Genomic DNA, 21755 nt, shown 5'->3' with positions numbered 1-21755 from the left:
CTCAGATCACCTTTTGCGCGCCACGATGTAAGGACGATTGTCATTGCCCTTTGTCGCGTGGATTTCCGTGGCCAGAATGTCGAAACCGCCGGCGTTTATATGCCGGCCAAGCTCGGCCGCGTTGAACACGCCGGCAAAGGGCGCCTTGCCGATCACACGCATCGCCGGCAGGACAAGGCGGATAAACGGGTTCATATCCCCGACACAAGGGGTCTTGGTGATGAACAGCCCGCGCGGGCCAAGCAGGGAATGAATGTGCTGCAATGTGCCGCGCAGGTCGCGCACCAGATGAAGATAGTTGAAACCCAGCACCACGTTGAACTGATGAGGGTCGGGCGCAAGCGTTTCCACGGTCGCAGTGCTGAAAACGAGGTTCGGGAGACGGCCGGCGGCGTGTTTTCTTTCCTCGGCGATTGCGATCATGCCGGCGGAAATATCCGTCGCAAGATAGTCTTTGACGCTGCACGCAAGCCGGATCGCCGTTGTCCCGGTGCCGCAACCCAGTTCCAATACCCTGTCATCCGGATTCAGCAGGGCACGGGTCCGCTCCAGCGTGCGCTCATATCCGGCCTCATCCGAAATCCTGCCCTTTGCATATTTCCGAGCGGTCCGGTTCCAGAAACGGGCGTCGTCGGCAATACTCATGGTGGATGCTCCCCGGACGGCGCCCTTCCGCTTCGGGCGGATCTGCTCTCACGCGGATATCCTATCCGGTTTGTTTGTAGCTTTTAAGCCGCATCCTCCAACCCGGCCGTGTCCTTCCGGCGAAACTGGCTGGGCGGTGCGCCGAGCACGCGTTTGAAGGCGCGGCTGAAGGAGGCTTCGGAATCGTAACCGAGTTTTTCCGCCGCCAGCGTCACGCGCATGCCTTCGCGCAGCCACAGCCGTGCCTGGTGCATGCGTACGCGCACCACATAGCGCGCCGGGCTTTCGCCCACCACGCGGGTGAAGCGCTCCGCGAAACTGGAGCGGGAAGCGCCCATCAGGGAAGCAAGCTCCTCCACGCTCCAGTCCTTTTCGGGATTGAGGTGGATGGCGGCCAGCACCCGTCCGAGTTCGGGGTTGCGCACCGCAGCCAGCCAGCCGCTGGAATCGCCGCAGCCATATTCCACCCATGTGCGGATCAACGTCGCGGTCAGCACATCGGCAAGCCTTGCCAGAATGCCGCCCGCACCAACACGGTTCAGTTCCACCTCACGCGTCATGGCCTCCAGCAGATGCGGAATGGCCGGATCGCTTTTGGCGAGATCACTGGTCAACATCACATCCGGCATCAGCTGCAGGAGGGGGTGCAGATTATCCATGTTGAAACGCATCGAAGCGGTAAAGGCCACGGTATCGCCGCCGGCGCTGGCGCATTGCAGGTCGAAAACGCCCTGGCAGACTTCCTTCTTGCCGAAACGGTCGAAGGGGGTAGGCGTCACATCCTCGCCGCTACCCAACACATGGGCGTGGCCGCGGGGCAGAAGAACGGCGTCGCCGCATGTCAGCGTCAGCCACTCGCCGGAGGGTTTGCGCAATTTCGCCTGGCCGACACCGATGAAATGGAACCGTGCCGCTTCCTGCTCGGGAAAAGCTGTCGCCCAGGGGGTGGCCATGCGGCATCGGCCGTATTCCACGCCGTCGAGCCTCAGGCCACGCAACATTTCCGTCAGGGCATCATTCATGGCGCTCTCGCAAATTTGGATGTTTGGTTAAGGAATACGGATTTTCTAGCATGGAAACGCCGGGCTGTCACGCATAGCTTACGACCATTGATTTGCAGAATATGAACTGGCCTCCCACCGGTTTCACCATTTTGCCATTCCGTTTCAGAGCGCGTTCCGGAAATGCGCATCAGGAGATTTTCATGAGCAACCGGACCATAAACGAACTCGAATATGTGCCGCGCAAGACAGAGCCGGATGCGAATTGGGCCGCCGTGGTTTCGCTTTCGCTCGGCGTCTTCGGGCTGGTGACGGCGGAGTTCCTGCCGGTCAGTCTGCTGACGCCGCTTTCGGCCGATCTCGCCGTCAGCTCCGGCATCGCTGGCCAATCCATTACCGTTACGGCGCTGGTCGCGGCGGTCGCCGGCCCCGGCGTTGTCATTGGCACACGCAGCATCGATCGCCGCTGGACATTGCTTGGGCTGACCACGCTGCTGATCATCTCCAGCACTTTGGCCGCCTTCGCAAACGGTCTCTTCATGCTGTTTGCCTCGCGCGTCCTGCTCGGCATCGGCCTTGGCGGCTTCTGGGCCATGTCCGCGGCGCTGGCACTGAGACTCGTACCGCTTGATAAAATGCCGCGTGCCATGGCCATTATCCTGACAGGGGTTTCGGTCGCCACCGTCTGTGCAGCGCCGGTGGGCGCGTGGATCGGCGCGACACTTGGCTGGCGTTCGGCCTTTGTCGTTGCGGGTGTGCTCGGTGTCATTGCGCTCGTCGTGCAATTGCTCACCGTTCCGTCGCTGCCGCCGGCCGGTGCACCCGGTCTCTCCACCATGTTCCGCCTGTTGCAGCGGCCGCAGGTCCGGATCGGCCTTCTGACGACGCTGTTCATCGTTGCGGGTCACTTTGCCGGCTTCACCTATGTCCGTCCGTTCCTGGAAGATGTGACGCTTCTTGGCGTCGAGGCGATTTCGCTCGTCCTTCTGGTTTATGGTGTCGGCGGCTTTTTCGGTAATCTCTTCGGCGGTTTCCTCTCCGAGAAAAACACGGCATGGGCGGTGACGTTCGCCGCCACCCTGATCGCCGCATCGGCTTCCGTTCTGGTCGTGGCGGGTGCGTCGCCCCTGATTGCCGGCCTTGCCATCGCCTCCTGGGGTTTTGCCTTCGGCGCACTTCCAGTCAGCGTGCAGAGCTTCATCACGAGGGCCGCTTCCGACGAAGCCGAAAGTGCCGGCGCGCTGCTGCTCGCCACGTTCCAGATCGCGATTTCCAGCGGTGCGGTTCTGGGCGGTCTGCTGATCGATCTTCAGGGTGCGACGATGGTCTTCGTCTTCGTGGCGATTGCCGCCCTTCTCGGTGCTTCGCTGATGGCGTCGCGCCGCGGTGTGGTCCCGCAGGTCGAAGCGTCGCAGGGGTAAGCCAAGCCGCGACAAAAAAGACCCGCCTTCGAGCGGGTCTCACGAGAAGCGCAGGCGTTATCGCGTCTTTAGGGCGCCTTGATCGCGTTCTGCGTCCGGTCCTTGCCGACCTCGATCACATGGCGCATGGCTTTCACCGCCGCATCCGCGTCACGCGCCGCAATCGCGTGTACGATACGCAGATGATTGGAGGCGATCTCGGCGATGGTGCCGGGTGAAGCGGCCGGTGACGAGAGCTGGAAGGATATCGCAAGTGCGGCTTCGATCAGCCCGCTTGCGGAGCGCATGAAGGGGTTGCCGGACATATGCGCGACCGCAAGGTGGAATTCGAGATCGACCTTGGCGATGCTTTCCGGCGTATGTTTCGGATTGTCGAATTTGGCGGCGATGACGTAAAGGGAAACGATATCGTCATTGGAGGCCTGCAGCGCCGCCGCCGCCGCCGCCGCTGGTTCCAGCGCCAGGCGTATCTCCGCCAGATGCGTGACGAATTCCTGATCTATGCCGGCCTCGCAGCGCCAGCCCAGCACGTCGGGATCGAAGAAATTCCAGCTGGAGCGGTCAAGAACGCGGGTGCCCACCTTGGCCTTTGGTTCCACCAGACGCTTCGCCGCCAGCGTCTTCATCGTCTCGCGCAGCACGGTGCGGGAGACGCCGAACCGCAAGGAAAGTTCGGCATCATTGGGCAGCAGGGAGCCTTCCGCAATCCTGCCCGAGACGATGGCGCTGCCGAGTTCGGAGACCACATGGGCGTGGCTGTTCCGGCGTTTTCGCCCGCTTATCGTCGTTTCGAGCAGCCCCAAGCAAGCCTCCCTTGGCAATTATGCCGGATGCGGTCCGGCCAGTCTCCTGTTTGAATACCAGATGATTGCGCGCTGCAACACGATGAAGACGAAAAGCAGCACACCGATGACGATTTTCGTCCACCAGGAAGAAAGCGTCCCGTCAAAAACGATGTAGGTCTGGATCAGCCCCTGTATCAGAAGGCCGATAAAGGTTCCCGCCACCAGCCCCGTGCCGCCGGTCAGAAGCGTCCCGCCAATGACGACAGCGGCGATGGCGTCCAGTTCCACGCCCACCGTCGCCAGCGAATAACCTGACGAGGTGTAGAGCGTATAAACGATGCCGGCGAGGCCCGACAGGAAACCGGAAAGCGCATAGATGCCGATGGTCGTCGCGCCAATCGGCACACCCATCAGCTCGGCCGATTGCGGATTGCCACCCAGCGCATAGACATTGGCGCCGAAGCGGGTGCGGCTGGCGATCAGCATGCCGGCGGCGAAGACGAGAAGCATCAGCATGGCCAGCGCCGTCAGCCTGCCGCCGCCTGGAAAGCGGAAATAAAAGCCCTGTATCGCATCGATGAACGGGTGGGAGATCGGCACCGACTGCGTGGAAATCAGATAGGCCGCGCCGCGCGCCAAAAACATGCCCGCCAGTGTCACCACGAAAGGCGGGATCGACAGGAAGCGGATCATCGCCCCCATCAGGCAGCCGAACAGCGTCGAGACTGCCAGCACGATGGCGAAGGCCAGCAACGGATGGATGTTATAGGTGCCGACCATGACCGCCACGAAGACGCTGGTGAAGGCGATGACCGAACCGATGGAGAGATCGATGCCGCCCGACAGGATGACAAAGGTCATGCCCACCGCCGCGATGCCGAGGAAGGCATTATCGGTCAGAAGATTGCCTATCACGCGCGTCGACAGGATCGATGGATATTGCAGCACGCACAGCAGATAGGCGACCACGAAGATCGTCAGCGTGGTGAGGAAGGGCAGATTGCGGCTGTGGATCATCGCGCGGTTCCTTCCTTGGTCATGCCATTGGTCGCCGCCGGTTTGACGTGCGGCTTCGGCGCTTTCACGAAACCGAGGACGGCCATGATTGCAGGCGATTGCAGTGTGAGCACCACCATGATGATGCCTGCCTTGATGATGAGGTTGAATTCCGGCGGGAAGCCCGAGACGAGGATGCCGGTATTGATGGTCTGGATGATGAGCGCGCCGATCAATGAAGCCGTGATGGAAAAGCGGCCGCCATTTAGCGATGTGCCGCCGATCACGACCGCCAGGATCGCGTCCAGTTCCAGCCACAGCCCGGCATTGTTGGCATCCGCGCCGCGAATATCGGCGGTCACGATCATGCCGGCAATGGCCGCGCAGAGGCCGGAGACAGCATAAACGAAAAACAGCAGGAAGCGCGCCCGCACGCCGGCGAGCGCCGCTGCACGGCGATTGATGCCTGTGGCCTCGATCAGGAAACCGAGCGCGCTTTTACGCACCAGAAGGCCGATCAACAGCGCCGCCGCCACCCAGATGATGACGGGCAGCGGGATGCCTGCGAACGAGCCGGAGCCGATGGCGGCAAAGCTGTCATTGTTGAAGGTGAGAATGACACCCTCGGTAATAAGCTGGGCGATGCCGCGTCCCGCCACCATCAGGATCAAGGTGGCGATGATCGGCTGTATATCGAGAAGGGCGACCAGCACGCCGTTCCACAGGCCGCAGGCAATGCCCACCGCAAGTGAGATGACGATGACCGAGGGAATGGAATGGCCATTGCTGATGAGCGTGGCCGCGACCGCGCCGCAGATGGCGATGACCGCGCCGATGGAAAGATCGATACCCTTGGTGGCGATAACCAGCGTCATGCCGATGGTCAGCAGCGCCACGGGAGCGGCGCGCACGAGAATATCCACCAGACTGCCATAGAGCCGGCCATTCTGGAAAGAAACATGCAGAAAACCCGGCGAAATGATTGTAATCGCTGCCAGAATGATAAAGAGCGCGGCAAGCTGGGGAGCAAGTCTTTTGAAGCGTCGTGTTACAGCCACCATCACGCCGCCTCCGTTTTCGCCGCATCCGCAATTGCCCGCATGATGTTGTCGGCGGTCACTTCGCTGCCTTTCAATTCACTGACATGGCGGCGGTCGGAAAGCACGATCACACGATGCGCAACGGCCGTCAGTTCTTCCAGTTCGGAGGAGATGACGACGAGCGACATGCCTTCGCCGCAGAGTTTTTCGATCATTTTGAGAATTTCCGCATGCGCGCCGATATCGATGCCACGTGTCGGCTCGTCGAGTATCAGCAGTCTGGGCTGGGTGGCGAGCCAGCGTGCCAGAATGGCCTTCTGCTGATTGCCGCCGGACAGGAATTTTATCGGCCGGTTGGGGTCGGCCGGGCGGATATCGAGCGATTTGATGAAGCTTTCGGCCAGCTCCGCCTTTCGCCGACGGGACAGTGGCCGTGCCCAGCCCTGTCGGGCCTGAAGCGCCAGCGCGATATTATCGGTGACGGAAAAGTCGCCGATGATGCCATCCGTCTTGCGCTCTTCCGGACAGAAGCCGAACCCGGCCGCAATGGCGGCCTCGGGCGACGAAATCGCCGCCGGTTTTCCGTCAATCATCGCCGTGCCGGTATCGGGACGGTCGATGCCGAACAGCAGGAAGGCGGTCTCCGTTCGTCCGGAGCCAAGAAGACCGGCAACGCCGACGATCTCTCCCGGCCGGATGCCGAGATCGAAGGGGGCGATGCTGCCGCGCTTGCCATAGGCTTCGAACCGGATTGGCGGCTCGCCCTCGGCGACCGTATCTTCGGTCGCCTGATGTTCGTGGGTAATATGCTGAAGCTCGCGACCGAGCATCATCGAAATGAGTTCGGACCTCGGCAGGCTGCCGATGTCTCGGGTGCCGACGAGGCGGCCATTGCGCAGCACAGTCACCCGGTCGGCAATATCATAGACCTGATTGAGGAAGTGGGTGATGATGATGATGCCGATGCCGCGGGCGCGCAGGTTTTTCAACACCCCGAACAGCATCTCGACCTCATGGGCGTCAAGGCTGGCTGTCGGTTCGTCCAGCACCAGCACCTTGCCGGAAAGATCGACGGCGCGGGCAATGGCGATGATCTGGCGGATAGCGACGGAATAGCTGGAAAGCAGGGCGTTGACGTCGATGGAAAGCCCGTATTGGGCGAGCAGCGCCTGCGAATTCTTCTGCATCGTGCTGCGGTCGATCAGCCCGAAGCGGCGTGGCTGGCGGCCGAGAAACAGGTTTTCGGCGACCGTGAGATTTTCGAGAAGGTTCACTTCCTGATAGACCGTGCCGATGCCAAGCGCCTGCGCCTCGCCCACATTGGTGGGCGAGATTTCGCTGCCCTCCAGAAAGATCGAACCGCTGTCGCGGTGATAAACGCCAGTCAGGATTTTGATGAGCGTCGATTTGCCCGCGCCGTTTTCGCCAAGCAGGGCATGGATTTCACCGTGCCCGAGCGAAAAATCGACGCCATCGAGCGCCGTGATCCCCAGAAAGGATTTGCCGATGGCGCGTGCTTCCAAAAGTGGTGCCGTTTCGGACATTGAGCAGGTTCCGCATGAAGAATGCCATGATGGAGCGGCACGAACGACGCGCCGCTCCTTCCGAAGAATGGGGTATCAGTAACCCAGACCCTTCTTCGCCTCGTAGACCTTCATCGGGTCGTCAGATGCCGTGTAAAGCTTGGATTCGGTCTGAATCCACTTCGCTGGCGCCTTCTTGTCCTTCAGATAGGCTTCGAGCGCGTCGAAGGCCGGGCCGGCCATGTCAGGCGTCAGTTCGACGGTGGCGTTGGCTTCACCGGCTGCCATGGCCTTGAAGATGTCAGGCACGGCATCGATGGAGACGATCTTGATGTCGGTTCCGGGCTTCAGACCGGCTTCCTTGATCGCCTGGATCGCACCGACGGCCATGTCGTCATTGTGGGCGTAGACCGCACAGATGTCCTTGCCGCCGCCTTCGGCCTTGATGAAGCTTTCCATCACTTCCTTGCCCTTGGTGCGGGTGAAGTCACCCGTCTGCGAGCGTGCGATCTTGATGTTCTTGTGCGAGGCAATGGCTTCTTCGAAGCCCTTCTTGCGGTTGATGGCGGGCGAAGAGCCGGTCGTGCCCTGCAATTCCACCACCTTGCAATCCTTGGAGCCGACGTCCTTGACCAGCCAGTCGCCGGCAACCTTGCCTTCATGAACCTGATCGGAGGTTACGGCGGTCAGGTAAAGATCGTCCGGAGCCTCGATTTGGCGGTCGAGCAGGATGACAGGGATTTTTTCTTCCTTGGCTTCCTTCAGCACGGCATCCCATCCGGTCGCGACGACCGGCGCGATCAGGATCGCGTCCACGCCCTGCGCGATGAAGCCGCGAACGGCCTTGATCTGGTTTTCCTGCTTCTGCTGCGCGTCGGCGAATTTAAGCGTGACGCCGCGCTTCTCTGCCTGCTGTTTGGTGACGGTGGTTTCAGCCGCGCGCCAGCCGGATTCCGAACCGATCTGCGAGAAGCCGACGGTAAGCGATTTGGCGGAAACACTTGATGCAAGGCACAGCGAAACGGCGACAGTAACTGTCGCGAGAGCTTTTCTCATCTTAATCCTCCCAGAGATGATGTCAGCGTGACGGAGACACTATGAGCATATAGTAATACTCTTGAAAAGAGGCATTTTCGCATATTTCAATTTCAGAATGGTGTATCTGGTCTCGGATTTTGAAATATATCAATTAATATCAAATGGATAAACGATTCATGTTTTGTGGTTCAAACAGCCGGCACTGCTGCTGCTCACACCGCTATAGCGCTTGACAGCATATGGCTGCGTCTAATAGTAATACAAATAAGAAGATGATTTTTGCCGGAATTTTGGGTCTTGTGATCGGAGTTCAATCGGCAAAAGAGGGAGGGAGATTCCTTTGCGCAATCCTGCGATGGCCGTAAATGCCGAAAAATATTCGGTTAAAGCCGCAGAGCAGCCCAAGCCTACTCGTCTGGGCTCTCACTGTCGGTTATGCGTGATCTCCGAAAGCTGATTCCATTTTCCTTGCGCACAACATAAGCTTGTCGCATTTCGTAATATTTTACCGTTGGCCACTTCCGGCTGGAGACCGCATCATGACCAAATCCGACAATCTGCCCGCAACCCAAGGCAAGCTTCGTTCGCGCGCGTGGTTCGACAACCCCGCCAATGCGGATATGACGGCGCTTTATCTCGAGCGTTACATGAATTTCGGCCTGAGCCAGGCTGAACTTCAGTCTGACCGCCCGATCATCGGCATTGCGCAGACCGGTTCGGACCTTTCGCCCTGCAACCGCCACCATCTTGAACTCGCTAACCGTCTGCGCGAAGGCATTCGTGAAGCGGGTGGCATCGCCATCGAGTTTCCGGTGCATCCGATCCAGGAAACCGGCAAGCGTCCGACCGCCGGTCTCGACCGTAACCTCGCATATCTCGGCCTCGTGGAAGTGCTTTATGGCTATCCGCTCGACGGCGTCGTTCTGACCATCGGCTGCGACAAGACCACGCCTGCCTGTCTTATGGCGGCGGCCCCCGTCAACATTCCCGCCATTGCCCTTTCCGTTGGCCCCATGCTGAACGGCTGGTTCCGTGGCGAACGCACCGGTTCCGGCACCATCGTCTGGAAGGCGCGCGAACTTCTGGCCAAGGGCGAGATCGACTATCAGGGCTTCGTCAAGCTCGTCGCCTCGTCGGCTCCGTCCACCGGTTATTGCAACACCATGGGCACGGCAACGACCATGAACTCGCTTGCCGAAGCGCTCGGCATGCAGCTTCCGGGTTCGGCCGCCATTCCGGCGCCTTACCGCGACCGTCAGGAAGTCTCCTACCTGACCGGCCTGCGTATCGTCGAAATGGTCAAGGAAGACCTGAAACCATCAGACATCATGACCAAGGATGCCTTCATCAACGCCATCCGCGTCAACTCGGCCATTGGCGGCTCCACCAACGCACCGATCCATCTGAACGGCCTTGCACGCCATGTCGGTGTCGAACTGACCGTCGATGACTGGCAGACCTATGGCGAAGACGTGCCGTTGCTTGTCAACCTGCAGCCAGCAGGTGAATATCTCGGTGAGGACTATTACCATGCCGGCGGCGTTCCGGCAGTCGTCAACCAGCTGATGACCCAGGGGCTCATCAAGGAAGACGCGATGACCGTCAACGGCAAGACCATTGGCGACAACTGCCGTGGCGCCATCATCGAAGACGAAAAGGTCATCCGTCCTTACGACCAGCCGCTCAAGGAGCGTGCAGGCTTCCGCGTTCTGCGCGGCAACCTGTTCTCCTCCGCCATCATGAAGACGAGCGTGATTTCGGAAGAATTCCGCAACCGTTACCTCTCCAACCCGAACGATCCGGAGGCCTTCGAAGGCCGCGCCGTAGTGTTCGATGGTCCGGAAGATTACCACCACCGCATCGACGATCCGTCGCTCGGCATCGACGCCAACACCGTCCTCTTCATGCGCGGTGCAGGCCCGATCGGTTATCCGGGTGCAGCGGAAGTGGTGAACATGCGCGCGCCGGATTATCTCTTGAAGGAAGGCGTCAATTCGCTGCCCTGCATCGGCGATGGCCGCCAGTCCGGCACATCGGGCAGCCCGTCCATCCTCAACGCTTCCCCGGAAGCTGCGGCCGGTGGCGGTCTCGCCATCCTGCAGACGGGTGACCGCGTTCGCATCGATGTGGGTCGCGGCAAGGCCGATATCCTGATATCAGGTGAGGAACTGGCCAAGCGTTACGAAGCGCTTTCCGCCGAGGGTGGTTACAAGTTCCCTGACCATCAGACGCCATGGCAGGAAATCCAGCGTGGCATCGTCAGCCAGATGGAAACCGGCGCGGTTCTGGAACCGGCCGTGAAGTATCAGCGCATCGCCCAGACCAAGGGCCTGCCGCGCGACAACCACTAAGGCAAGGCCGTTTCGGCCGACCGCTTTTTAATCAGCCCCGGGGTAAAACCCGGGGCTGAAGCATTTTAAAATACCGTGCTCCGCAACCGCGTAAACTTTGCGGGCGGCCGAAGAGCATGATAGTTTCGTTGCTTATCTGCCTACTTCCCCGATGGGGCTGGCGGCTTTCCCAGATATGGCAGGAAGAACATGTACAGCCCGCTGAAAATAAGCAAAGTCAGCGGCAACAGCGGAGCATAGACGATCACCGATGGCGTCGGACCGAAAGCCATCGAGATGAAGTTCGCCAGAATGGTGATGGTCAGCAGAATGCCCAGCCACCGATGGCTCTGCCTTATCCAGTTTCGCAAGATCAAAGTCGCCCCCAAGAAAAAGCATCCATGATGGAATGTGACACATGGGCGCTTCAGCGGGCCTGAACGAGCTTCCAGCCATTGCCGGAAGGATCGCGGAAGCTCGCATCCACCGAGCCGTAGCGGGCGATCGGTTCCTGGGTGAATTCGACGCCGCGTTTGTGCATCACGTCAAAGGCTTTCTGGCAATCCTCGACCACCAGAACCAGCGGCGGCATCGCGCCTTTGGCCACGGCTTCGTTCAGATTTTGCGCCGTCGCCTCGTCAACGGTCGGAGCCTGTGGCCGAAACAGGCCCAGCTGGAAATCCTGTTGGTCCGGGTGCTGCACGGTCAACCAGCGATAATCGCCGTTGCGCGCGTCGGTGTGCACACGAAATCCAAGTTTTTCGACGTAGAATTGCAGCGCTTCGTCCTGATCATGAACGTAAAGCCCGACAACTTGAACACCATTTTTCATGAGATATCTCCCTTTCGCTCGTCGTGCCTAGCGCTTTTCGTTCGTCGGCGCTTCTCCGAAACTGCGATTGTGAGATGAGGGCGATTTGCGGCGCTGACGAAGCAATGGGGAACCTGCTCGAGATCGGCAGGCGAAAGCCGCATCCGTCGCCGCAATTCACTCGGGTTTTCCCCGGTCACATCGCGGAAAACACGGCCAAATGTGCCGATGCTGTTCCAGCCGGTCTGCAACGCGATTTCGATGATAGGAAGATCGGTGTCACGCAAAAGCGCCACGGCGCGCTCCACCCGGCGGGTCAGTAGATAGCGGTGAGGGGGTATGCCAAAGGCATCGCGAAACGATCTTGCGAAATGGGCCTGCGAGGCGCCGCTGACACTGGCAAGGCGTGAAACAGGCCACGCCTCATGGGCGGCGGCATCCATATGATCCCTGGCGCGCAGAAGACGGCGCAGCAGTTTCAAGTCTCTGTTTGCAGAGTTCTTATCATTTCCGGACCGGCGCATGCGCCAATCATTGAATGAACCGGCGGCCCTTGGCAAGTTTCATGCCCGGCAGGCTACCGAAACCTCCTAGATCACCGGATAAAGCGACCAGAAGAACAGTTCATATTCCTGATCGCGGTCGTCGTCATGCGACTCGTCGTCCGGTCTGCGCGGCGTTTTGTCCTGAAACTCGGTCTCCACCCGCTCATTGACGACGGGCATCCTTCGGCCGATGCCAAAGAGGTCAAAGGAGAGCATGTTGAACCCTGCTACCATGGCCAGTTCCCTTCTTCACGCGAGTTAACGGTGTGTTAAGTTTCGCGCGTTGCCATGATTTCGTCAAGATTGACCGAGGAATTTGTCTACCATTTTTAACAACAATGTCGTGACTGACGTTTCACTGCTGCCGGATTTTGCGCAATGAATGTTTATCGCCACCTTCAAACGCGGTTCGGATCGGCGTCAGAATAGGCTTTTTCGCTCGCTTCCAGCGCGGAATCGGTATCTGCGGCATGGCCGAGGCTTTTCAAGGCACTGGAGAAGGCCACGATATTGGCTTTCACCGCCTCCGGATGCGCCCGTCGACCGGTGTGGTTGAGCCTTATCAGCCGTTCCGCGCCGGGGCCGACCCCGGCGGAAATATCCGCGCCATGCTTTTGGGATGCAGCGGCGAGGAATGCCTTGGCTTCGACGGTATCCGGCAGGATTGCTGTGGAAACGAGGGCGGAGGCGTGCGCCTCCTTCACCCAGGTTGGAATACCGAGCGCCCTGATGCCGTTCCGGGTGGCCGCGGCCGCCCTTTCGTGGCGTTCATTGGCAGATGCCAGACCTTCCGCCTCTATCCGGTCAAGTGCGGCCTCCAGGGCATAGAATTCCAGCGGAGCGGGCGTTCCGGGCAGCGCTCCGCGGCCGGCATCGAGCCAGAGTTTCTTCTGGTCCATAAGCGAGAGCATGGAGTTGTCGGACGCATTCTCGTGCGAAAGAAGCTCCCACGCTTTTTCGCTGACGGAAATCGCGGAAACCCCGGCCGGCCCGGCCAGCGCCTTTTGCGGGCCGAGGACGGCGATATCGATGCCCAGCCGGTCAACCTCGAAGGCATGTCCGCCGATGGACGCGACGGCATCGACGAGGGTCACGATGCCCCTTTGCCGAGCGAGCGTGGCGATGGCGGGCAGAGGGTTGAGAATGCCGCTTGCCGATTCCGCGTGGACGATGGCGAGAAGATCGAAATCCGGCCCTTCGTCCAGCGCCTGCTCCACCTCCTCCAGTGTGACCGGCTTTGCCGGGCTGGCCGTCAGGTTGCGCACCGTCGCGCCACCCCTTTCCAGCCAACCGCCGAACCACGCGCCATAGGGGCTGGTAACGATGTTGAGCGCCCGCAGGCCTGGTCGTGCAAGGCTTGTCGCTGCTGCCTCGAGCGCCAGCACGGCTTCCGCCTGTATGAGAAGGACGTCGTTCCTCGTGCCCATCAAGGCTGCCAGCCGGTCGGCAAGAACGGCATAACGCTCCGCAGGAAAAGCGGGTGGGTCGAGCAGCAATGCATAATCGGGAACGGGCATGTCTTTTCCTTACGTGGTAATGGTCAGTCGCGGTGCGGCGTCGATCAGTGTTCTTGCGGTCGAGGATTGCGGCGCCGAGACGATATTTCCCGTCCTGCCGATTTCAACGATCCGTCCCGCTTCCATGATGGCGACGCGGTGGCAGACGGCGCGGATGACTGCGAGGTCGTGGGAGACGAAAATACAGGAAACGGCCGTCTCCCGCTGTATTTCCACCAGTAGTTCGAGGATTTGCCTGCGAACCGAAACATCCAGCGCGGAGACGGCTTCATCCAGAATGAGAAGTGACGGCTTGAGCGCAATGGCCCGCGCGATCGCGACGCGCTGCCTTTGGCCGCCGGAAAGCTCGAAGACCGATCGGCTGGCATAGCTGGCGGGCAGGCCCACGCGGTCGAGGAGACGGTGTATTTCTGCTGCACGCTCGCGTCTTGCGGCCATGCGATGAACGCGCAACGGTTCGCCGATGGCGTCTTCGACGCTCGCGCGCGGATTGAATGCGCCATGCGTATCCTGAAACACCATCTGCATGTGCTGGCGGGCGGCACGAAGCTTCCCGCCGTCAAGCGCCAGCCAGTCGCGGCCTTTGAAATGGATCGTGCCTTCGTCAGCCGGGATCAGCCGCATCAGAATGCGCGCCAGCGTCGATTTTCCGCAGCCGGAGGGACCGGCAAGTCCCAGCGTCTCGCCGGGCTGAAGCGAAAAGGAGATGTCGGAAAGCGCCGCCACCGTTCTTGCGCCGGTGCGATAGGTTTTCGACAGTCCGTCGACGCTCAGAAGGGCTTCGTTCATGACGCGGCCTCGCTGATCAGCGGCGGGGTCGAGAGATCGAGATAATCGGCAAGCAGCGCACGCGTATAGTCATGGGTGGGTGCGGAAAGCACCCGCCGTGTCGAACCGTGTTCCACTAACCGGCCCGCACGTAGGACCGCGATCTCGTCGGCAAGGCTGGAAGCAAGGCCGATATCATGGGTGATGAAGACCAGCGTTTTGTTTTCCTGCCGCACCAGATCGTCCAGCAGCGTGGCGATGGCGGCCTGACTGACCGTATCGAGCGCGCTCGTGGCCTCGTCGGCAATCAGGATCGAAGGACTGGCGGCAATCGCGGCAGCAATCGCCACGCGTTGCCTCTGGCCGCCGGAAAGCTGGTGCGGATAGGTGGCGAGCAGATGGGAGGGATGCGGCAGCCGCACCCGCTCCAGAAGGCCACGGGCAAGATCGCGCGCTTGCCTCCATGACAGGCCGAGATGCCGCACGGCGCCTTCCGCCACCTGTTCGCCGATGGTGAGAACCGGGTTTAGCGTCGCGCCGGTATCCTGAAAGATCGTGCCGATATCGCGCCCCGGCAGCGGCCTGCCGTGAAACAGGCCGCTATCGCGGCTCCAGGAAATATCACCGGAAACGCGCGCATTGCCGGGGAGAAGCCCGGCAATGGCTCTGCCGAGCGTGGATTTTCCCGACCCGCTTTCGCCGATGATCGCCAGCCTCTGCCCCTGCCGGATGGTCAGCGAAACATTCTGCAAGGCAGGCGCATCGCCTGTCGCATAACAAACGCTGAGATCGTCGATCCGGCACAGCGCATTGCCGCTCATGGCGCTTGCCTCCTTGTCACCATCGCCCTGTTGATGCCTTCTGCGAGAAGATAAACGCCGAGAACCGTGACCAGAAGGCCGATGCCGGGGATGACGGACAAAAACGCAGCTGAGCGCAGGACGTTACGTCCTTCGGCAATCATCGAACCCCAGGTGACGATATTGGGATCGCCGAGCCCAAGGAAGGACAGTGCCGCCTCGGTTAGGATGGCTGCCGCGACGATGATGGCGGCGAGCGCCAGAACCGGCGGCAGGGCATTGGGCAGGATCTGCCTGAACGCGATTTCCAGCGGATGCATGCCGATGGCGCGGGCGGATTGAACATAATCGCGCTCGCGGATGCTCAAGACCTGCGCCCGCATCAGCCGCGCCGGATCAGCCCATGCGCCGAGCGCAATGGCGAGAATGACAATGGGCATGGAGGGACCGATGGTGCTGACGAAGGCGAGTGCGAGCAGGAAATTCGGCACGATCTGAAAGGCGTCTGTGACGCGCATCAAAGCTTCATCCACGAGGCCGCCGGCAAATCCGGCAATGGTGCCGATGACGGTGCCGATAACCAATGCGGCGGCGGCGGCGCCGATGCCGACGAGCAGCGAGGCCTGCGCGCCATGGGCAAGTTCGGCTAGCACGTTGCGGCCCAGCCGGTCGGTGCCGAGAGGCAGGGCGGCATCGGTAAAGGGTGCGATCAGCGGCTCGCCGACGATGGCCAGCGGGTCGCCCGGAAAAACGACGGATGCGGCGAGCGCCGTCATGGCAAGCAGCACCAGAATGATGGCGCCCGTGGCGCCTTCGAAACTGCGCAGCAGCCGGAGAGCGAAACTCATGCCTGTCGCTCCCCGCTGCCGATGCGCGGATCGAGAACGGCATAGAGAATATCGACGGCGAGATTGACGAGGATGACGAAGACGGCGCTGGTCAGAATAATGCCCATCAAAAGCGGCGTGTCGCGGCCGCTGACGGCTTCCTGCGCCAGCCGGCCAAAACCGGGAATGGCCAAGACGCTTTCGATCACCACGCTGCCGCCCAGCATGGTTGCGGCCTGCAGGCCGAGCACGGTGACGGGCGGAAGAGCGGCATTGCGCGCGACATGGCGCAGCACGATCCGCCGTTTGGAAAGCCCTTTTGATCTGGCGAACAGCACGAAATCCAGCGGCCAGACCGCCGCCATGGCGGTGCGCGTGACGCGCAGGAAAAGAGCCAGGTAGATGAGGCCGAGACTGGCCACCGGCAACACGAGATGACGGCCGATGTCGAGAGCCCTTGCAAATCCCTGCTTGCCCGAGGCGATGGGTTCTATGCCTGAGGTGGGAAGCCATTTGAGTTGAACGGCGAAGACGATGGCCAGCACGAGGCCAAGCCAGAAGCCGGGGGGGGCGTAAGGCGCCAGCGAAAGGGGTGAAACCGCGCGGTCCGTCAGCCCGGCGGGACGCGCCCCCGCCACGATGCCAAGCGCGGTGCCGAGGATGAAGGCGAGTGTGGTGGCGCTACCCATCAGGAGAAGCGTGTTCGGCAGCCGCTCGAGGATCAGCCCCAGCACAGGCCGGTCGAAGGCAAGCGACCAGCCGAGATCGAACCGCAGGACCGAACTGGCATAGAGCCAGAAACGGGCCAGCACGGAACCGTTCAACCCATATTGTTCGCGAAGCACATCCCGCAGCCCGGCATCGCCGCCGCCGATGGAGACGAGATAGGCATCCACAGCGTCTCCGGACGCATTTTCAAGCAACACGAAGGTGAAGACGAGAACAATCAGCAACACCGGAATGGCGCTGACTGCCCTTCGCTTCAGCAATGTCGTTGCACGCTTCACGGCGAGACCTCAGGTGTCGACGGTCGTATCCGCCCAGTTGGAAACGGCCCAGCGGGGATTGCTGGCGACATGTTTGACCGTATCGCGTGCCACCGTGATGAAACCCCATTCGGCGACGTTGATCAGCGGCAGATCGGCGGTGACCTGCTTCTGGAAATCCTTGTAAAGCGCCGTGCGTGCCGCCGTGTCCACCGTTACCGCCGCCTTGTCGATCAGTTCGTCCAGCGTCTTGTTCTCGTAACCGCCCTGGTTGGAGAAACCGACGCCCGCCGGAATGCCGGAACGCACGAGAATGGTGGTGGAAATCGCCGGATCACCGCGGAAGACCGGCGGCGCGATGGCGAGATCGAAGGCATGATCGGTGTAGACGGCCTTCTGGTGGGCGGCTGAATCATTATTGACCAGCTCGGCATCAATGCCGACTTCCTGTAGCGCCTGACGAAGATAGGAACCGAACTGTCTGGTTTCATTGAAATAGGGTGCCGGAAGAAGTTTCAGTGAGAAACGTGTTCCGTTCGCGCCGCGCGCATAACCCGCCTCGTCCAACAGGGAATTGGCCTTGGCCACATCGAAATCATAGGTCTCGACATCGTCGGTATAAAATTCCGGCGCGTTTTTCGGCACCGGGCCTGTGGATGCCGTGGCGTAACCGAGGAAGACCTTGTCGATGACGAATTTTTTGTCGATGGCGTGGGCGATGGCCTGTCTGACCTTGAGATCGGCGAGTTCCTTGCGGCGATGGTTGATTTCGACCACCAGCTGATACGTCAGCGCCTCGTAACCATCGGCTATGACCTTGATGCCTGCCACCTTCGAGATACGGTCGAGATCTGCCAGCGGCACGGCGGAAAAGGCGGCGAGCTGGATTTCCTCTGCTTCGAGCGCAGACGCGGCGCCCGCCCGGTCTGGCAGAACGCGATAGATGATCTCATCGAGCTGCGGCTGGTTCTTGCCCCAATAATTGGGATTGCGGGTCAGGCGATAATATTCGCCGGGCTTGTATTCCGCAAAAACGAAAGGCCCGGTGCCGACCGGCTTGGTATTGGCCGGGTTGGTGGCGATATCGGTGCCCTCATAAAGATGTTTCGGCACGACGCTGGTAACGACCGGCAGCGCGTTACGGATGAGCTGGAACGGCGTTGGCTTGGAGAAGCGGAAGATCGCCGTGTGGTCATCCGGCGTGTCCACCTTCTCGAGATTGGCAAAGACCAGCCGTCCGAGATTCTGCAACGGTTTCCAGACGGAGAGCGCCGAAAAGGCCACGTCTGCGGAGGTAAAGGGTTTGCCATCGTGCCAGGTCACGCCCTCGCGCAGCTTGAAGGTGGCGCTTAACCCGTCATCCGATCCCGCCCATTCGGTTGCGAGGCGCGGTTCCAGGCCGTCCTTGCCGTTAAAGGAGGCCTCGGCCAATGGCTCGATGATCTTGCTGGCAATATAAAACACGCCGTTTGAGGCGACGATCGCCGGATTGAGGTTTTTCGGCTCCGAATCGGCCGCGACGATCAGCCGTCCGCCGGGCGTCGCCTGCTGTGCAGCGGCGATGCCCGCAAGCCCCGTGGTTGCGGCAAGAAGAAGCGAGGTCTTGAGAAGCGAGCGACGGGACAGGTGGACAGGCGACATGATTCACTCCGGAAATGAGGGCTGGGCGGGCCTTTCCGCTTGGTCCGCGGCCGGCCGATCTTAAGACTGCAACCTCGGCAGTGTCCACGTTAATTCGCGGGCTTTACAGCAATGATTTTACGTTGCGCGGGCCTTTGCGGAAACAATATGCTTTCCGGCGATAATGCGCTTTTCTCACCTTACCTTCTTGCCTTCGGTGACGCCCTGAAAATTTGATATAACGCAATAAAATTAGATGGTTGGAATGCCGCGCCCTCAGTCACGTGTGCGGTGCACCGCCTGTGCACGGAGTGAAAATCTGCCTCGGTGACCTCGTTTGGAAAGGGGTAATTAACCTTTATTTTTTATTTCAGGGAGACCGAAATATGTACGTTTATGATGAGTGTGCACGCTGCCATGAGCTTCTCCCGATCCAGATTCCAGAATTCGTCCAATAGCGTAGGGGAGGGGAGCGAGAAGGCTCGTCATGCCGGCGGCCAGTCGGTTGCCGGTCAACAGACGGCGGCGATGAAGGCCGGCGCGGCACCCAAGCCGAATGCCGATGTCAGCGCAGCCGACGCCATCGAAGGCCGCGCGGAGATGCCCGGCTGGCAGAATGCTTTTGTGCTCGGCCCGAATGTCCGTTTCACTCGCACGCCGGAAAGCGCGTTTGCGCGGCGCATGCCGGTCGAGACTCCCAATATTCCGGAGGAGGAAGTCCCGGCTGTCGCTCCGCCTGAAGTAGTGGAGCCGGAAACGGTGGAGCAGCAACAGGTTGTGCAGCAGGAGGTTGCTCCTGTCTCTCAACCGGACGTAAAGCCGGCGGAGCAGCGCATGATGCCGCCGCGCATGCCGTTCCTGCCGCAGCCGCCGGATGCCCGGGGTGCCAGGGCGCTGACCTATAAATTGCGGCTGGAGCTTGCCCGCAAGCAGGCGGAAGAGGCGGCTGCCGCTGCCCGGATGCCGGTTCAGACGGAGATCTCCGTAGCCGCAGAAGCGCCTGCGCAGCAGATATTCTCGCCGGTTCAGCCGCAATCCGTCGAGCCCGCTGTCGGTGCAGTTCAGGCCACCGCACCGCAGGCCGTCATTCCGGCTTTCGCCGCCCATCTGCCGGATGAGCTGTTCTGGGAAGTGATGACGCTTGATCTGCCGGGCAGTGTCGGCGAGGGCGTCTCTGCGTCCGCGCGTGCCGTTCTTGCAAATTCGGTCACGGCATCTGCTGTCGTCGCGCCGGTCGCCTTTGCATCGCCCGCCGCCGCTGCGATCGTACTTTCGTCCGAGCCTCCTGTTGTCACCGTGCCCGGCGGTTCCGCGATCAGGCTTTACCGCGAAATCGGTGTGCATCATTCCGCCATCCCGGCCCCCATTCAGGTCGTGGAACAGGAGATCGCGCCGCAGCCCGTCGTGGAGGCGCCGATGGTGGTCGAGACGCAGAGACCTGTGGAGCAGGTTCAGCCGGTGGAGAAAATTGCGGCCGAGCCGCGCTTCACGCCGCGCGCGCCCATCCAGGCCTCGCAGCCGATGTTCCGGGAAGCGCCGGTCTTTGCGGACGGCGAATATGAATACCCCTCCATCGATCTTCTGCAGGAAGCCCGCGTCCAGCAGACCACGACCATGACGCCGGAAGCGCTGGAGCAGAGCGCCGGGCTTCTCGAAAGCGTGCTGGAGGATTTCGGCATCAAGGGCGAGATCATCGATGTCCGCCCCGGCCCGGTCGTCACGCTGTATGAGTTCGAACCCGCCCCTGGCGTCAAGTCCTCGCGCGTCATCGGCCTCTCGGATGATATCGCCCGCTCCATGTCGGCGCTTTCGGCGCGTGTCGCTGTCGTGCCCGGCCGCAATGTCATCGGCATCGAACTGCCGAACCCCGTGCGTGAGACGGTTTATCTGCGCGAACTGATCGAAGCGACGGATTACGCCGAGACCCGCCAGAAGCTCGCGCTTTGCCTCGGCAAGACCATCGGCGGCGAACCTGTCATCGCCGAGCTGGCGAAGATGCCGCACCTTCTGGTCGCCGGCACCACCGGCTCGGGCAAGTCGGTTGCCATCAACACCATGATCCTGTCGCTGCTCTATCGTCTGAAGCCGGAAGAGTGCCGCCTGATCATGGTCGATCCCAAGATGCTCGAGCTTTCCGTCTACGACGGCATCCCGCATCTTCTGACCCCTGTCGTCACCGATCCGAAAAAAGCAGTCATGGCACTGAAATGGGCCGTGCGCGAAATGGAAGATCGCTATCGCAAGATGTCGCGTCTCGGCGTGCGCAATATCGACGGTTATAATGCAAGGGCCGCTGCTGCCCGCGCCAAGGGCGAGACCGTGTTCTGCAACGTGCAGACCGGCTTTGACCGCGCCACCGGCGAGGCGGTCTACGAGCAGGAGGAAATGGACCTCACGGCCATGCCTTATATTGTCGTCATCGTCGACGAGATGGCCGACCTGATGATGGTCGCGGGCAAGGAAATCGAAGGTGCGATCCAGCGCCTGGCGCAGATGGCGCGCGCCGCCGGCATCCATCTCATCATGGCCACACAGCGTCCGTCGGTTGATGTCATCACCGGCACGATCAAGGCGAATTTCCCGACCCGCATCTCTTTCCAGGTGACGTCGAAGATCGACAGCCGCACCATCCTTGGCGAACAGGGCGCGGAGCATCTGCTCGGCCAGGGCGATATGCTGCACATGATGGGCGGCGGCCGCATCGCGCGTGTCCACGGCCCCTTCGTTTCGGACGAGGAAGTGGAAAAGGTGGTCGCGCATCTGAAGACGCAGGGACGTCCGGAATATCTCGGCACCGTTACCGAAGACGCCGACGAAACCGACGAAGAGGTGGAAGAGGAAACCGCTGTTTTCGACAAGTCCGCCATGGGTGAGGACGACAGCGATGATCTCTATGAAAAGGCCGTCAAGGTGGTGATGCGCGACAAGAAGTGCTCCACATCCTATATCCAGCGCCGCCTGTCCGTGGGCTATAACCGCGCCGCTTCGCTCGTCGAGCGCATGGAGCAGGAAGGCATTGTCGGGCCTGCCAACCATGTCGGCAAACGCGCGATCATCGCCGGCGAACGCTCTTCCTATGATGCCATGGGGGCGGAGGACTGA

General features: G+C 60.9%; 20 protein-coding genes. 3 read left to right on the top strand and 17 right to left on the bottom strand.

Annotated elements, in window-relative coordinates; all coding sequences use genetic code 11:
- Nucleotides 1-6: 6 nt before the first annotated feature.
- Both ASB65_RS16465 and ASB65_RS16460 read right to left on the bottom strand, forming a co-directional pair.
- Nucleotides 7-645 (bottom strand): class I SAM-dependent methyltransferase, encoded by a 639-nt coding sequence (locus ASB65_RS16465; protein ID WP_060724707.1) that lies wholly within the window; start codon nt 643-645, stop codon nt 7-9.
- An 83-nt stretch (nt 646-728) separates the two neighbouring features.
- Nucleotides 729-1667: an AraC family transcriptional regulator gene (locus ASB65_RS16460; protein WP_003506534.1), complete on the bottom strand. Its 939-nt coding sequence runs from the start codon at nt 1665-1667 to the stop codon at nt 729-731.
- Nucleotides 1668-1849: 182 nt separating this feature from the next.
- Between ASB65_RS16460 and ASB65_RS16455 the strand changes: the two genes are divergently transcribed.
- On the top strand, nt 1850-3067 hold the full coding sequence (locus ASB65_RS16455) for an MFS transporter (RefSeq protein WP_060724973.1): 1218 nt from the start codon (nt 1850-1852) through the stop codon (nt 3065-3067).
- A 68-nt stretch (nt 3068-3135) separates the two neighbouring features.
- Here the strand turns inward: ASB65_RS16455 and ASB65_RS16450 are convergent, their stop codons facing one another.
- From ASB65_RS16450 to ytfQ, 5 genes are all read right to left on the bottom strand, one after another.
- A complete protein-coding gene (locus ASB65_RS16450; RefSeq protein WP_020011781.1) occupies nt 3136-3870 on the bottom strand; it encodes a FadR/GntR family transcriptional regulator in 735 nt (244 codons plus the stop codon).
- Nucleotides 3871-3888: 18 nt separating this feature from the next.
- Nucleotides 3889-4869, bottom strand: coding sequence for a galactofuranose ABC transporter, permease protein YjfF (yjfF, locus tag ASB65_RS16445; RefSeq protein ID WP_003506538.1), 981 nt, complete (start codon nt 4867-4869; stop codon nt 3889-3891).
- The gene (locus tag ASB65_RS16440) at nt 4866-5909 is read right to left on the bottom strand and encodes an ABC transporter permease (RefSeq protein ID WP_003506540.1); all 1044 of its coding nucleotides are present in this window, start codon (nt 5907-5909) and stop codon (nt 4866-4868) included. The genes yjfF and ASB65_RS16440 overlap by 4 nt, the downstream gene beginning before the upstream one ends.
- Complete coding sequence (locus tag ASB65_RS16435; protein ID WP_060724706.1) at nt 5909-7432, bottom strand: sugar ABC transporter ATP-binding protein; 1524 nt, start codon at nt 7430-7432, stop codon at nt 5909-5911. Before ASB65_RS16435 ends, ASB65_RS16440 begins: the two co-directional genes overlap by 1 nt.
- Before the next feature lie 75 nt (nt 7433-7507).
- Nucleotides 7508-8467, bottom strand: a complete 960-nt coding sequence (gene ytfQ / locus ASB65_RS16430; protein WP_003506544.1) for a galactofuranose ABC transporter, galactofuranose-binding protein YtfQ — start codon at nt 8465-8467, stop codon at nt 7508-7510.
- 521 nt (nt 8468-8988) lie between these two features.
- Between ytfQ and ASB65_RS16425 the strand changes: the two genes are divergently transcribed.
- On the top strand, nt 8989-10800 hold the full coding sequence (locus ASB65_RS16425; protein WP_060724705.1) for an IlvD/Edd family dehydratase: 1812 nt from the start codon (nt 8989-8991) through the stop codon (nt 10798-10800).
- A 140-nt stretch (nt 10801-10940) separates the two neighbouring features.
- On the opposite strand, the gene ASB65_RS16420 is transcribed toward ASB65_RS16425, so the two are convergent.
- The 10 genes from ASB65_RS16420 to ASB65_RS16375 all read right to left on the bottom strand — a co-directional run bounded on the left by ASB65_RS16420 (nt 10941) and on the right by ASB65_RS16375 (nt 18674).
- Nucleotides 10941-11168, bottom strand: coding sequence for a hypothetical protein (locus tag ASB65_RS16420; RefSeq protein WP_003506553.1), 228 nt, complete (start codon nt 11166-11168; stop codon nt 10941-10943).
- Between the two features lie 38 nt (nt 11169-11206).
- Nucleotides 11207-11611 (bottom strand): VOC family protein, encoded by a 405-nt coding sequence (locus ASB65_RS16415; protein ID WP_003506554.1) that lies wholly within the window; start codon nt 11609-11611, stop codon nt 11207-11209.
- Entirely contained in the window at nt 11608-12114 is a 507-nt protein-coding gene (locus ASB65_RS16410; protein WP_060724972.1) for a helix-turn-helix domain-containing protein, read from the bottom strand. Before ASB65_RS16410 ends, ASB65_RS16415 begins: the two co-directional genes overlap by 4 nt.
- A 66-nt stretch (nt 12115-12180) precedes the next feature.
- Nucleotides 12181-12369, bottom strand: coding sequence for a hypothetical protein (locus ASB65_RS28540; protein ID WP_003506556.1), 189 nt, complete (start codon nt 12367-12369; stop codon nt 12181-12183).
- 164 nt (nt 12370-12533) lie between these two features.
- Nucleotides 12534-13652 (bottom strand): pyridoxal-phosphate-dependent aminotransferase family protein, encoded by a 1119-nt coding sequence (locus ASB65_RS16400; RefSeq protein ID WP_060724704.1) that lies wholly within the window; start codon nt 13650-13652, stop codon nt 12534-12536.
- 9 nt (nt 13653-13661) lie between these two features.
- The gene (locus ASB65_RS16395; RefSeq protein ID WP_003506558.1) at nt 13662-14441 is read right to left on the bottom strand and encodes an ABC transporter ATP-binding protein; all 780 of its coding nucleotides are present in this window, start codon (nt 14439-14441) and stop codon (nt 13662-13664) included.
- Nucleotides 14438-15241: an ABC transporter ATP-binding protein gene (locus ASB65_RS16390; protein WP_060724703.1), complete on the bottom strand. Its 804-nt coding sequence runs from the start codon at nt 15239-15241 to the stop codon at nt 14438-14440. The genes ASB65_RS16395 and ASB65_RS16390 overlap by 4 nt, the downstream gene beginning before the upstream one ends.
- Nucleotides 15238-16068 (bottom strand): ABC transporter permease, encoded by an 831-nt coding sequence (locus tag ASB65_RS16385; protein ID WP_060724702.1) that lies wholly within the window; start codon nt 16066-16068, stop codon nt 15238-15240. The genes ASB65_RS16390 and ASB65_RS16385 overlap by 4 nt, the downstream gene beginning before the upstream one ends.
- On the bottom strand, nt 16065-17054 hold the full coding sequence (locus ASB65_RS16380) for an ABC transporter permease (protein WP_060724701.1): 990 nt from the start codon (nt 17052-17054) through the stop codon (nt 16065-16067). The genes ASB65_RS16385 and ASB65_RS16380 overlap by 4 nt, the downstream gene beginning before the upstream one ends.
- A 9-nt stretch (nt 17055-17063) precedes the next feature.
- Nucleotides 17064-18674: an ABC transporter substrate-binding protein gene (locus tag ASB65_RS16375; protein WP_060724700.1), complete on the bottom strand. Its 1611-nt coding sequence runs from the start codon at nt 18672-18674 to the stop codon at nt 17064-17066.
- Between the two features lie 375 nt (nt 18675-19049).
- On the opposite strand from ASB65_RS16375, the gene ASB65_RS16370 reads away from it, so the two are divergent.
- Nucleotides 19050-21755, top strand: coding sequence for a DNA translocase FtsK (locus ASB65_RS16370; protein WP_060724699.1), 2706 nt, complete (start codon nt 19050-19052; stop codon nt 21753-21755).

Source organism: Agrobacterium tumefaciens str. B6, from assembly GCF_001541315.1.
Taxonomy (GTDB): Bacteria; Pseudomonadota; Alphaproteobacteria; order Rhizobiales; family Rhizobiaceae; genus Agrobacterium; species Agrobacterium radiobacter.
This window is presented reverse-complemented; position numbering and strand designations above follow the sequence as displayed.